This is a genomic window from Roseospira navarrensis (assembly GCF_009601025.1).
GTDB lineage: Bacteria > Pseudomonadota > Alphaproteobacteria > Rhodospirillales > Rhodospirillaceae > Rhodospira > Rhodospira navarrensis.
Genome location: NZ_WIVE01000007.1, coordinates 5,769 through 20,294, shown reverse-complemented (window position 1 = coordinate 20,294; position 14,526 = coordinate 5,769). Strand labels below are relative to the sequence as shown.

The window sequence follows — 14,526 nt, the reverse complement described above, 5'->3', positions numbered from 1 at the left end:
GACCGGGACGCCGTGGCGGCCGCGCTCGGCATGCCGGCCTCGGTGCCGGAGCCAGCGCCGGAGCCGAAGCCCGCGCCCGACCCTGTGTCTCCGCCCGCGCCCGCGCCAGTCGTGGCGCGGCCCGAGCCCTCGGGGACCGCCGTCGCCATCATCGGCATGAGCGGCCAGTTTCCCGGTGCGCCCGATGTGGAGACCTTCTGGCACAATCTCGCCGAGGGCCGCGACGGCATCGGCGAGGTGCCCGCCGACCGCTGGGACTGGCGCGCCGTCGAGGCCGCCGCCCCGGATGCCGCCGCCAAGGGCACGGTCCGCCTGGGCGGCTTCATGGCGGGCATCGCGGCCTTCGACGCCGCGTTCTTCGGCATCGCGCCGCCCGAGGCCCGCCTGATGGACCCGCAGCAACGCCTGCTTCTGACGCAGGCGTGGCGGCTGCTGGAAGCGGCGGGCGTGGCCCCGCGCCGCCTGTCCGGGTCGCGGACCGGCGTGTTCCTGGGGATCGCCGATACCGGCTACGGCCGGATCATGGCCGCCGCCGACGTGGGTGTGGAAGGCTTCGCGATGACGGGCCTTGCGCCGTCTCTCGGGCCGAACCGCATCAGCCATTATTTCAACCTGACCGGCCCCAGCGTGGCGGTCGAAACCGCCTGCTCCAGCGCCCTGGTCGCGGTGCACCGGGCGGTGCAGGCGATCAGCGCCGGGACCTGCGATGCCGCCATCGCCGGGGGCGTCAACACTCTGCTGCTGCCGGACTCGTTCGTCGGGTTCAGCAAGGCCGGCATGCTGTCGCCGGGCGGGCGCTGCAAGCCATTCTCGGCCGCTGCCGACGGCTACGCGCGGGGCGAGGGGCTGGGTCTGGTGTTGCTGAAGCCGCTCGTCGATGCCGAGCGCGACGGCGACCGCATCCTGGCCGTCATCCGGGCCAGCGCCGAGAACCACGGCGGCCGGGCCGGGTCGCTGACCGCGCCCAACCCGAGCGCCCAGGCCGAGCTTCTGCGCACGGCTTATCGCGCCGCCGGCTTCGATCCGCGCACCGTGAGCTACATCGAGGCGCACGGCACCGGCACGCCGCTGGGCGATCCCATCGAGGTGGAGGCCCTGACGACGGCCTTCGCCGACCTCGCGCGCGAGGCGGAGGCGGTCCACGGGCCCGCGCCGCCGGCGATCACGCGGCATCTGGGCGCGGTGAAGTCCAACATCGGCCATCTGGAGATCGCGGCCGGGGCGGCCGGGCTCATCAAGGTCGTGCAGCAGATGCGGCACGGCACCCTGGCCGGCACGCTGCACTGTGACCGGCTCAACCCCTATCTCGCCCTGGATGGCAGCGGGTTCGCGGTGGTGCGCGAGACACAGCCCTGGGCGCGCCCCGTGGATGCCGAGGGCCGGCCCCTGCCGCGCCGCGCCGGAGTCAGCAGTTTCGGATTCGGCGGCAGCAACGCCCACGTGGTGCTGGAGGAATACATCCCCGCCGAGGCGGCCCCGACGCCGCCGGTCGCGGCGCCCGGGCCGCAGCTCATCGTTCTGTCCGCGCGCACCGAGGAGCGCCTGAAGGCGAGCGCCCGGCGTCTGCGCGAGGCGGTGGCCGCGCTGGATCCGGACGTGCCGCTCGCGGATGTGGCCTGGACGCTGCAGGTGGCGCGCGAGCCGATGGCCCACCGCCTGGGGGTCCTGGCGGCGGATCGGCGCGAGGTACTCGCCCGGCTGGACGCCGTGCTGTCGGACCGCGCGGACCCGGCGATCTTCGCGGGGACGGTGAAGGGCGGACGGGCCGCCATCGGCATTCTTGAAAGCGATCCCGAGTTGCGGCGCGGCATCGCCGGTCTGGCCGCGCGCGGCCGCGCCGACGGCCTGCTGGAACTGTGGGTTCGGGGTCTGGAGGTGGACTGGTCCGCGTTGCACGAAGGCGGGCGCCGCGCGCTCGTGGACCTGCCGGGCTACCCCTTCGCGGACACGACCTACTGGGTCTCCGATGCGGTGCCGGCGGCCCCGGCGCCCCAGCCTGCACCGCCTCCGGTGGTCGAGCCCCGCACCGCGCCCGAGGCGGAGACCGCCTCGGCGCGCGAGGCGCGCGCCCTGACCGCCCTGGTGGACATCGCCGCACAGGTGCTGGAGGTGGAGCCGGCGGCGCTGGATGTGGAGACGGAGCTGGGGGACTTCGGCTTCGACTCCATCACCATGACCACGTTTGCGTCGCGGGTGAACGCGGCCCTCGGGCTGTCGCTGACCCCGGCGGACTTTTTCGAATACGCCACGCTGCGCCGTCTGGCCGGGCGCGTGGCCGCCGACCTGCCCGCGTCCGCGCCGGGTGGCGAGCCGGATCCCGCGCCGCCGCCGGTCGTGCCCGCCGGGCCGGACGACGACGACCCGGTGGTGATCGTCGGGGTCAGCGCCCGCCTGCCCGGCGGCGCCGATGCCGAGGCCTTCTGGCGCACCCTGGCGGAGGGGCGGGACTGCATCACCCGGATTCCGCCCGATCGCTGGGACTGGCGCGCCGTGGACGGCGACCCCCGGACCGAGTCCGGCAAGACCGATGTCCACTGGGGCGGCTTCATCGACGGCGTCTTCGGGTTCGACCCGCTGTTCTTCAACATCTCCCCGCGCGAGGCGCGGCTGATGGATCCGCAACAACGGCTGTTGTTGATGCATGCGTGGAACGCGGTCGAGGACGCGGGTCACGATCCGCGCACCCTGGCCGGTCGCCGCGTCGGCCTGTTCGTGGGCACCGCCGACAGCGGATACCTCGACGCCGACCCGGGGGACGACGGCGGCGAAGGCTATGTGGCCACCGGGTCGGTGGCCTCGGTGGGACCGAACCGGGTGAGCTATGTCCTCGACCTCCACGGCCCCAGCGAGCCGGTGGAAACCGCCTGTTCCAGTGCGCTGGTGGCGCTGCACCGCGCCGCGCAGGCCATCCGGACCGGCGAGTGCGACATGGCGCTGGCGGGGGGCGTCAACACCATCGTGACGCCGACCGCCCACGTCACCTTCGCCAAGGCCGGGATGCTGTCGCGCGACGGGCGGTGCAAGACCTTCTCGGCGGCCGCCGACGGCTATGGGCGCGGCGAGGGCGTGGCGATCCTTTTCCTCAAGCGCCTCTCCCACGCACGGCGCGACGGCGATCCGGTCCGCGCCATCGTGCGCGGCTCGGCGATCAACCACGGCGGCCGCGCGCAGTCCCTGACCGCGCCCAACACGACGGCGCAGGCGGACCTGCTGCGCGAGGCGTATCGCCGGGCGGGCGTCGATCCCCGCACCGTCGGCTATATCGAGGCGCACGGCACCGGCACGGCGCTGGGCGATCCGGTGGAGATCAACGCCCTGAAGTCCGCCTTCCGGGACCTGCTGGCCGAGGCGCCCGATGATGTCCTTGAGGGCGTGGGCTGCGGTCTGGGTTCGGTCAAGACCAACATCGGGCACCTGGAACTGGCCGCCGGGGCCGCCGGCGTGGTCAAGGTGCTGTTGCAGATGGAGCACGCAACACTGGCCCCCAGCCTGCACTGCACCGGGGTGAATCCCTACATCGACCTGTCGGGCACGTTCTTCGACATCGTCCGCGCGGCGCGGCCCTGGACCCCGGTGCGCGATGCCGCCGGCCGGGCGCTGCCCCGCCGCGCCGGGGTCAGCAGCTTCGGCTTCGGCGGGGTCAACGCCCATGTGGTGCTGGAGCAGGATCGTCCGCCGCCGGTGTCGCCGCGCGGGACCCGGGGGCCGGTGGTGGTTGTGCTGTCGGCCCGGGACGCCGCACGGCTGCGCGATCGCGCGCGCGATCTGGTGACGGTGCTCGATGCGGGGCGTCTGACCGATCCGGGCGATCTGGCGGACCTCGCCTTTACGCTCCAGGTCGGGCGCACGCCGATGCGCCGGCGTCTGGCGGTGGTGGTCGAGACGCTGGCCGACCTGCGCGCCCGGCTGACCGCCTTTCTGGCGGGCGACGCGGCCGGGGTCCTGACCGACGAGGGCGCGGCGCCGCTGCCCGACGGCGCGGGGCCGGGATCCGAGGCGACGCCGCAGGCCCTCGCCGCGCACTGGGTGGCCGGCGGCGCGGTAGACTGGGACGGGCGGCACCAGGGGCCGCGCCGCCGTCTGCGCCTGCCCGGCTATCCCTTCGCGGCCGATACCTACCGGATCGGCTCGGCCCTGCCGGGCGCGTCCGCGCCACGCCTGGAGTCCGTGCAACTGGAGGCGGACGCCTTCTACCTCCGGGATCACCGGGTGCAGGGGCACCGTGTGCTGCCCGGGGCCCTGAGTCTGGAGCTGGCGCGGGCCGCCAGCGGCCAAGGCTGGCCGGTGCATCTGGCCCGGGTGGTGTGGCTGCGTCCCGTCACGCTCGACCAAGGATCGGTTTCGGTCACCGTGCCGGTGGCGCCGGACGGGCGCGTGGCGCTGCGCGGTCCCGACGGCACCGAGCACATGACGGCCGAGATCACCGAAGCCCCAGCGTCGCCGCCGCCGGAACTGGACGTGGAGTCGGCCCGGGCCGCCTGTAGCAGAGACCTGGACCCCGACTGGCTGTACGCCGCCTATGCGGCGCTCGGCCTGTCGTACGGCCCGGCGTTCCGCGTCGTCCGGGCGCTGTGGGCGGGCGAGGGGGCGGTGTTGGCCCGGCTGGCGCTGCCGCAGCCGGCCCCGGACGCCGCGCTGTCCTTCGCGGTGCATCCCAGCCTGCTGGACGGCGCGTTTCATGCCGCTTTGGGCCTCTTCGCCGACGGTCCGGCGGGCGAGGGCGGCGGCCGCATGGCGCTGCCCTTTGCCGTGGACGGCGTGACCTTCCATGGCCCGACCACCGCCGAGATGTGGGCGCACGTCCGGGACCGCTCCCGGGGCGACGGCGCCATGCGGCTGGACATCGACCTTGCGGACGCCGAGGGGCGGGTGCGGGTGGCGGTGCGCGGCTTCGCGCTGCGTTTGTTCGATGCGGGGCCGACGGTGGAGCGCGTGGCGGCCCCGACGTCAGGGGTCAGGGCGGCCGCCGAGGCCTACTTCCGCCATCTGGTGGCGCGCGAGACCGGCGTTCCGGTGGACGAGATCGCCCTGGACGTTCCGCTGGAGGCCTACGGCCTGGACAGCGTTCTGATCGTCCGCCTGACGGACGCCCTGGAACAGGCGTTCGGGCCGCAGCCTACGACCCTGTTCTTCGATCACCGGACCCTGGGCGGCATCGTCGATCATTTCATGCAGACGAACCCGGAGGCCGTGGCCCGCGTGGCCGGCGTGGCGCGGGAGGGCAACCCCGCGCCGCCGTCGGTGCGACCTGAAGCGCCTCCGCCGGCCCAGGCATCGGCGCGTCCCGCCTCCGACGAGCCCGTCGCCATCATCGGGCTGGCGGGCCGCTATCCGGGGGCGAACTCCGTGGACGCCTTCTGGCGTGTGCTGGCCGAGGGGCGGGACTGCATCACGCCCATTCCCCCAGACCGCTGGGGACCGGACCGGGCGACGGGCGAACACGGCCGCTGGGGCGGGTTCCTCGACGGCGTGGACCGCTTCGACCCGCTGTTCTTCAACATATCGCCGCGCGAGGCGGACTACATGGACCCGCAGGAACGGTTGTTCCTGCAGACGGCGTGGGAGGCGCTGGAAGACGCCGGCCTGACCCGCGCCACCCTGGCCCGCAGCGCCCCGCCGCTGTCCGGCGGGGATGTGGGTGTCTTCGTCGGGGTCATGTACGAGGACTATCAGCTCTACGGGGCCGAGAAGACCGCCGCCGGGCAGCCCATGGCGCTGGGGGGAAGCGCCGCGTCCATCGCCAACCGGGTCTCGTACGTCTGCGATTTCCACGGGCCCAGCGTCGCCGTGGACACCATGTGCTCGTCGTCCCTGACGGCCATCCATCTGGCCTGCGACAGCCTGCGGTCGGGCGGCTGCGCGGTCGCGCTGGCGGGCGGGGTCAATCTGACGCTGCATCCGAACAAGTACCTCGCCTTGAGCCAGGGCCGGTTCCTGTCCAGCGTCGGGCGGTGCGAGAGCTTCGGCCGGGGCGGCGACGGCTATGTGCCCGGCGAGGGCGTGGGCGCGGTGCTGCTGAAGCCGCTGTCCCGCGCCATCGCCGACCACGACCGGATTCATGGGATCATCCGGGCGTCCGTGCTCAATCACGGCGGCAAGACCAACGGCTACACGGTGCCCAACCCGGCCGCGCAGACGGCGGTGATCGGGCGTGCGCTGGCGGCTGCCGGGGTCGATCCCCGCGATATCGGCTATGTCGAGGCGCACGGCACGGGCACCAGCCTGGGCGATCCCATCGAGATCGCCGCCCTGTCGCGGGCCTGGGTGGACGCGCCGGCGGGGTCCTGTCCCATCGGCTCGGTCAAGTCGAACGTCGGCCATTGCGAGAGCGCCGCCGGCATGGCCGGCCTGACCAAGGTGCTGCTGCAGTTCCGCCACGGCCAGGTGGCCCCGTCGCTGCATGCGGACACGCTCAACCCGAACATCGACTTCGCGGCCTCGCCCTTCCGGGTCCAGCGCCGCCTGGAGCCCTGGACCCACTCGGCCGGTGGGCATCGGGTCGCGGCCCTGTCCTCGTTCGGCGCCGGAGGATCGAACGCTCATCTGATCCTGGAGCAGTACGAGGCCCCGGCCTCGGTCCCGGCGGCATCGCCGCCCGCCGGTCGGTGGGTTGTCCCGGTTTCGGCCCGCGATCCGGAGCGGCTGCACGCGGCGGTATCGCGTCTCCGGACGGCGGTCGCGACCCTGGACGAGGCGGCCCTGGCCAGCATCGCCCACACCCTGCAGGCGGGGCGCGAGGCGTTCGAAGAGAGGCTGGCCATTGTCGCGGCGGATCGGGCCGGTCTGCTGCGGGCGCTGGACGCGGTGCTGGAGGGGCGGACCGACCTCGCGGGAGTCCATCGCGGGCGCGTGGCGCGGGCCCCCGCCGCCTGCGCGGATCCTCGTGATCCGGAGGCCGTGGCCGCCGCCTGGGTGACGGGCGCCGCCGTGTCGTGGCCGGCGCTGTGGGGAGACGGCCCCCTGCCGCCGCGCATCGGGCTGCCGAGCTATCCCTTCGCGCGCGAGTCCCACTGGGTGCCCGGCGGCGCGGCACCCGTGGTCGCGGCCGTCGCCGCACCTGAAGAGCGGCCGCTTCTGTTCGCGCCGGAGTGGCAAGAGCGATCGGCGGGTGCCGGCGACACCTCAAAGGCGGCTCTGCTGGTCCTGTGCGAGATGCCGGACGCGGCGCGCCGGGCGCTGGAGGGCGAGGGCGCAGACCTTCTCGTGCTCCCCGCCGACGCCAGACCCCCGGCGGCGCGCTTTACCGATCACGCGGCGCGGCTGCTGGCCCGGTTGCAGGCCCTCGGGCGGGAGCAAACCCCGGCAGCCGTGGTCCAGGTGGTGGGACCGGCGGGCGGCGAAGGAGCGCCCGCGCTGGAAGGGCTCGCCGGGATGCTGCGTTGCGCCCGGCTGGAGATGCCCTCGATCCGGTTCCAGGGGGTCGCGGTGGACCCGGGTGCGACCGATCTTCCCAACCGGCTGGCGGCGGATCGCGCGGCGGCCCAGGATCAGACCGACATCCGGTACCAGCACGGCCGGCGGCTGGTGCGGCGCTGGCGGGAGATCGACCCGCCGTCCGCGCCGCCGCGTCCCTGGCGGGACGGCGGGGTCTACCTGCTGACCGGCGGCCTCGGCGGGCTCGGTCGCGTGCTGGCCGAGGACATCGCGGCGCGGGCGGACAGACCCGTCCTGTGGCTGGTGAGCCGGTCGGTGCCGGACGCCGAGACGCGGGCCTGGATGGAGGCGCTGCCGGCGGAGATTGTCCACCGATCGGTGGACGTGACCGACATCGATGCGGTGGCGCGGCTGGTGGCGGAGATCACCGCGCGGCACGAGCGGCTGACCGGGGTGATCCATGCCGCCGGCCTCCTGCGGGATGCCCGGATCGCCCACAAGCGCGAGGCCGACCTGCGCGCCGTTCTGGCGCCCAAGGTGGCGGGGGTGGCCGCCCTGGACGCGGCGACGGCGGATCTGGATCTCCACGTCATGGTGCTGTTCGCCTCCGCTGCCGGGGCGCTGGGCAACGTGGGGCAGGCGGACTACGCCGCCGCCAATGCCTACTTGGACGGCTTCGCCGAAGCGCGCAACGCCGCCGTGGCGGCGGGCCGACGGCGCGGGCGGACGCTAGCGCTCGACTGGCCGTACTGGGCCGAAGGGGGCATGCGTCTCGATGCCGCCACGCTCGACGCGATGGCGCGCGACGTGGGCGTGCGACCGCTGACCACGGCGGCGGCGCTGCGCGCGCTGGATGCGGCCCTCGCCCAGGCCGAGGCGGATCAGGTGCTTGTTCTCCAGGGCGATGCCGACCGGCTCCGGCGGCTGATGGACCCGCCGGAGGCCCGACCGCAACCGACCCCCACCCCGACGGCCCCGGATCCGAAGCGGCGGGACCGGGTCGTGGCGCTCCTGGCGGAGCGGATGGCCGAGGTTCTGAAGATCCCGGTCGAGCGGCTCGATCCCGAAGCCCCCATCGACCGCTTTGGGGTGGATTCGGTGTCCGCGCTGGAGATCGTCGAGGCCCTGAAACCGGACTTCGGCCCGCTGCCGAACACCATCCTGTTCGAACACCCGACCCTGGACCGGCTGGCCGACCATCTGGCGGACCGGGCGCCGGTCGGGACCGAACCCGTCGCCGCCGCCGAACCGGATCCCACGCCCGCGCCGCCGGAGGTGGACGGCGTGGCGGTGATCGCCGCCGCCGGCCGCTTTCCGGGGGCGGACACTGTGGAGGCGTTCTGGGCCGCGCTGGAGGCCGGCCGCGATCTGGTGACCGAGGTGCCGGCCGACCGCTGGGACCACACCGCCATTCAAGGCGAGACCAGGGGCGAACCCGGACGCACCCCGCTGAAATGGGGCGGCTTCATCGCCGACGTGGATCGGTTCGACGCGGGCTTCTTCGGCTATACCCCGCGCGAGGCGGCGCTGAGCGACCCACAGGAGCGCCTGTTCCTGGAAACCACCTGGCATCTGCTCGACCGGGCCGCCCATCCGCGCCCGCTGCTGCGCGACCGCTACGCGGGCCGGGTTGGCGTCTTCGTCGGGTCCATGTACCAGCAGTACCGGGCTTTCGCCTCCGATGCCGACACCCGGGCGCTGCTGTCGCTGTCGTCCTATTCCGCCATCGCCAACCGCACGTCGTTCTTTTTCGATCTGCAAGGTCCCAGCGTGGCGGTGGACAGCATGTGTTCCTCGGGCCTGCAGGCGGTGCATCAGGCCTGCCAGAGCCTGCGGCTGGGGGAATGCCGGCTGGCCATCGCCGGCGGCGTCAACCTGTCGATCCATCCCGACAAGTACCTGGGGCTCGGCCGCACGGGTCTCGCCGGCACCCAGCCGGGAAGCCGGACCTTCGCGGCCGGGGACGGCTATCTGCCGGCCGAGGGCGTGGGCGCGGTGCTGCTCAAGCCCCTGGCCGATGCCCGGCGCGACGGCGACCGGGTGCTGGGGATCATCCGGGGCAGTGCCGCCAACCATGCCGGCCACTCGGCCGGGTATGCCGTGCCCAGCGCCGATGCCCAGGCGCGGCTGATCGAGGATGTGCTGCGCCGCACCGGCATCGACCCGCGGTCCATCGGCTATGTGGAGGCCGCCGCCAACGGCGCCCCCATCGGCGATGCGATCGAGGTGCGGGCGCTGACCCGCGCCTTCCGGGCGTTCACCGAGGACGAGGGGTTCTGCGCCATCGGCTCGGTAAAGGCCAACATGGGGCATGCGGAAGCGGCCTCGGGGCTGGCGGCGCTGGTCAAGGTGCTGCTGATGCTGGAGCACGGTCGCCTTGTTCCCTCCGTGCGGCCGGATCTGCCGGCCAACGTGGACATCGCCTTTGCCGGCACGCCCTTCGTGCCGCAGACCGCCGCCGCGCCCTGGCCGCGCCCGATGGTGACGGGAGTCGAGCCGCCGCGCCGCGCCGCCGTGAGTTCCTTCGGGGCCGGTGGCTCCAACGTCCATCTGGTCGTCGAAGAGGCACCGGACGCCGACGGCGCGCCCAAACCTCAGGAGGAGACAGAGCGCCCGCGCCGGTTTCCCCTCTCGGCGCGCACGCCGGAGCAACTGGCGGAGGTCCGGCGGCGGCTGGCGGATCATGTGGCCGATGCGCCCGGTGGTCTGTCCCTGGCCCGGCTGTCCCGAACCCTGCGCGAGGGCCGGGAGCCGCTGGACTGCCGCCTGGACATCGTCGCCCGCACCACGGACGACCTGCTGCACGCGCTGCGCACCCAGGACCCGGGGACGCCGCCCGATCACGACCCCGAGGCCGACGCGCCGGAAGAGGGGACGGGACCGCCGCTGATCCTGCCGCCGTATCCCTTCGCGCGGGAGCGGCACTGGCTCGACGGGAGCGTGTCTCCGTCGATGCCGCCTCCGCCCGTCGCGCCCGAGGCACGAGACCCCCTCGCGATCATCCTGAACACGATCGCCGAGGAAACCGGCCATCCGGGGGAGACCCTGGACGCGGATGCGGACTTCGCGCGCCTGCGGCTGGACTCCATGGGGGCCATGCGGCTGTTCCACGAGGTGGCGGCGGCAACCGGCGTGATGCTGGCCCACCGCGACCTGGAGGCGCATCCGACCCCCCGCCGCCTCGCCCGCCATGTGGCCGCCGCGACCGCCGCCGGTCCGGTCGCGCCGGCTGAGCCCGCGCCCGTGCCCTCGACCGTCGTTGACCGCGCGCCCGGCCCCTGGCGCGCCGATCTGAGCGAGAACCAGACCGGCCTGTGGGTGCTGCAGGCGCTCCATCCGCGCAGCGGCATCTACAACGTGCCCATGGCCTTCCGCCTGCGGGGCATCGACCCGGCCGTGTTGGAGCGGGCCTGTGCGTGGCTGGTCGAGCGGTTTCCGATCCTGACCGCGCGGGTGGAGGGCGGCGAGACCGACCGTCCGGCGCTGGTCGCGCGTCCCGTGGGGGCGCCGCTGCTGACGCGGGTGGCGATGCCCAAGGACATGGACGCCGTGGATTGCGCCCGCCGGCGCGCGGTCCGTCCCTTCGCCCTCGCCGACGAGGCGCCCAGCCGGTTCGAGTGGCTGCACGGCGGGGCCCTGGGCGAGGACGAGGCGATCCTGCTGGTCACCCTGCACCACATCGTGTGCGACGGCACCACGGCGGCCCTGCTGGCCCGGTGGCTGTGGCGCGCCCATGACCGGCTCGCCGCCGGGGCCCTGCCGGGCGCGCCGGAGGGCGCGGCCGACGCGGCCGCCTTCACCGCCTGGGAACGGGACCTGCTGTCCAGCGCGCGGGGCGAGGCCGAGAAACGCCATTGGCTGGCGGTGCTGTCGGACGCGCCGGCGTCCCTCGACCTGCCGACGGACCACCCGCCGCGTCCCGACGGGGCCATTCTCGGCCGCTGCCTGGAGCGCCCGTTGAGCGCCGAACGGGCGCGGGCCGCGCGGGATGCGGCGGCGTCGGTGGGCGTGACGCCGGCGGCGTTCTTCCTGGGTGTCCTCGCGGCGGTGCTCTATCGGGTCGCCGGGGCCCGTGATCTGGTGGTGGGTGTGCCCACGCTGCGGCGCCCCGGTCCCCAGTTCGCCGACACGGTCGGCTATTGCGCCAACCTGATCGCCCTGCGTCTCGGGGTGGCGGGGGACCAGCCCGCGGACGACCTGCTGCGGGACGTCCAGGCCCGTCTGACCGAGGGCCTCGACCATGCCGCCTATCCCTTCGCCGCCCTGGCGCGGGATCTGGCGGGCGGGGCCACCGGGCGGCCGATGTATCAGGTGAGCTACGCCTATCAGGCCGCCGCGCGCGGCCCGGCGACCGCGCCCGACGGGGTGGCGTACCTGCCGCAGGTGCGTCAGGTCGGGGACACGGCCTTCGGTCTGGAGGTCCATGAGGCGCAGGACGGCCTGCGCCTTGTGGCCGGCTATGACGGGGCGCGCTTCGAGCCGGCGACGGTGCAACGGCTGCTCGATCATGTGGAGACGCTGCTGGACGGCCTGTGCGCCGACCCGGCCCGTCCCGTGGCGGCGCTGCCGCTGCTGTCGGCGGCGGACCGGGCGCGGCTGGCGGAGGCCTGGGACGACGGGGGGAGCCTGCTCGGCGATCCGCGTCCGGTGCTCGACCGGATTGCGCGGCAGGCCCGCAAGACCCCCGATGCCGTGGCGATCGTGGCGGACGACGCCACGGTGAGCTATCGCGCCCTGGATCGCCGCGCCACCCGTCTGGCGCTCCATTTGCGGCAGATCGGCGTCCGGCCGGGGGATGCGGTGGCGGTGCTGCTGGGCCGGGAGGTCCGCGCGATCGTCGCGCTGCTGGCGGTGATGCGGGCCGGCGGGGTCTGGGTCCCCCTCGATCCGGAGTCCCCCGACGCGCGGCTGGCGCTGATCCTGCGGGCGTGCGGGGCGGCCCGGCTGATCGCCGCCGGGTCCGAGGCGACCCGGGCCGCGACCCTGGCCCCGGCCGTGGCGCTGGTGGACCTGGATCGCGATCGCAAGGCCATCCGCCGCCAGCCGGGGCGCGCCCCGCGCGTGACGCACGAGGGCGAGGCACCGGCCTACATGATCCATACCTCGGGGACCACGGGCACGCCCAAGGGCGTGGTCGTCTCGCGCGGGGCCCTGGATGCGCACTGCCGGGTCGTGGCGGACCGCTACGACCTGTCCCGGCGCGATGTGGTGTTGCAGTTCGCCGCCCACGCCGTGGACACGGCGGTGGAGCAGATCCTGCCGACGCTGGCCGAGGGGGCGCGGCTGGTCATGCGCACCGGCCCCGCCTGGACGCCGGATGCCTTCCTGCGGCTGCTGGTGGCGCGGGGCATCACGGTGGCCGACGTGCCGCCCGCCTACCTGCGGGAAGTGCTCCAGGCCCTCGGCGCGATCCCGGCGCCCGCCGGCCTGCGTCTGCGCCTGTGCCTGGTCGGCGGCGAGACGCTGACGCCCGAGGTGGTGCGCCTGTGGCGGTCGGGACCGCTGTCAGAGGCGCGTCTGTTCAACTGCTACGGTCCCACCGAAACGACCGTGACGGCGCTGGTCCACGAGGTGACGGCCGAGGACGGGGATGGGCCCGCCGTGCCCATCGGCCGCCCGTTGCCCGGGACCCGGGTGGCGATCCTGGACGGCGACGGCACCCCCGTGCCGCCGGGGACCAAGGGGGAGTTGCACCTGGGCGGCGTGCGGCTGGCCATCGGATACCACGGGCAGCCCGACCGGACGGCCGAGGCGTTCGTGATGCGATCCTTGCAGCCGGATCGCCCTGCGGTCCGTCTGTACCGCACGGGCGATCTGGCGGCCTTCCTGCCGGGCGGCGCGGGCGTGATCGCCTTTCACGGCCGCCGCGACCATCAGGTCAAGCGGCGCGGGTTCCGCGTCGAGCCGGGCGAGGTCGAGGCGGCGCTGGAAGCCTGCGGCATGCAGGCCGCCGCCGTGGTGCCGATGGGTGACGATCTGGTGGCCTATGTGGTGCCGGGGGATGCGGGGTTCGACGAGGCGGCGGTGCGGGCGAGTCTCGCGCGCCGGCTGCCGACGCCTATGCTGCCGGCGGCCTACGTGCTGCTCCCGGCGTTGCCCGTGACCGCCGCCGGCAAGCTGGACCGGCTGGCGCTGCCGACGCCGGCGCGGCGGACCGAGGCCGGCGTGCCGCCGCGCGACGAGACCGAGGCCCGGATCCACGCCATCTGGACCGAGGTTCTTGGTCGGGCCGATCTGGGCGTGGAGGATGACTTCGGCGTCAGCGGCGGGCACAGCCTGCTCGCCGTGCGGCTGCTGCACGCCCTGGATCGCGCCTTCGGCCGGGCTCTCTCGGTCGCGGACCTGGTGGCGGCGCCCACCATCGCCGCCCAGGCGCGTCTGGTCCGCGATGCGGACCCGGGGGAGGGTGGCGCGGTGGACCGCGCCGAGACGGGACCGGCGGGCGGGCTGGTCTGCCTGCGCCGGGCCGTGGGCGGGCAGGCGGATGCACGGCCGCCCCTGGTCCTGGTGCATCCCTTGAGCGGAACGGTCGCCTGTTATGCCGGGCTGGCCCGCGCGCTGACCGGGGATCGCACGGTGTACGGGGTGCAGGCGACACCAGGAACCCCGGACAGCCTGGAGGCCATGGCGGCCCGCTACGTGGATGCCGTCCGCCACGTGCAGGCCCGTGGTCCGTTCTGTCTGGCCGGATGGTCCATGGGCGGCGTGATCGCCTTCGCCATGGCGCGGCGTCTCCGGGAGCAGGGCGAGACCGTGGCGTTCCTCGGCCTGATCGACAGTTACACGCCCGAGGCCCTGGAGCGCCTGGGAGTCGCCGACTTCGGCGTTGAAGACGTGAACCGCGATCTGCGGGCCGTGCAGGCCGGGGGCGGCGGCGACCATGGTGGTCTCGCCGCGTGGATGCGGGAGGTGGCCCTGGCCCATGGCGCGCTTCTGAAGCACCATCGCTCGCAGCCGTGCGACGTGGCGGCGACCCTGCTGCGGGCCGCAGAGGGACCGGACGGCGCAGAAGTGCATGGGTGGCGCGCCCTGGCGCGGGGCGGGCTTTCGGTTCATACGGTGCCGGGCGACCATTACGGCATCCTGACCGCGCAGGGACGGGCGGTATGCGCCAGACTGATCGACCGCGCACTGGCCGATCCCGTGACGTGA

1 protein-coding gene (cut by a window edge) is annotated in these 14,526 nt (G+C 74.3%); it reads left to right on the top strand.

Translation table 11 applies throughout. The annotated features are described in order from the left end of the window. A protein-coding gene (locus tag GHC57_RS04025) for a non-ribosomal peptide synthetase (protein ID WP_153341429.1) crosses the window boundary here: on the top strand, nt 1–14,526 show its 3' portion. It extends 4,836 nt beyond the left edge of the window; 14,526 of the gene's 19,362 nt are visible here — the last part of the coding sequence; its start codon lies beyond the left edge, outside the window; it ends in the stop codon at nt 14,524–14,526.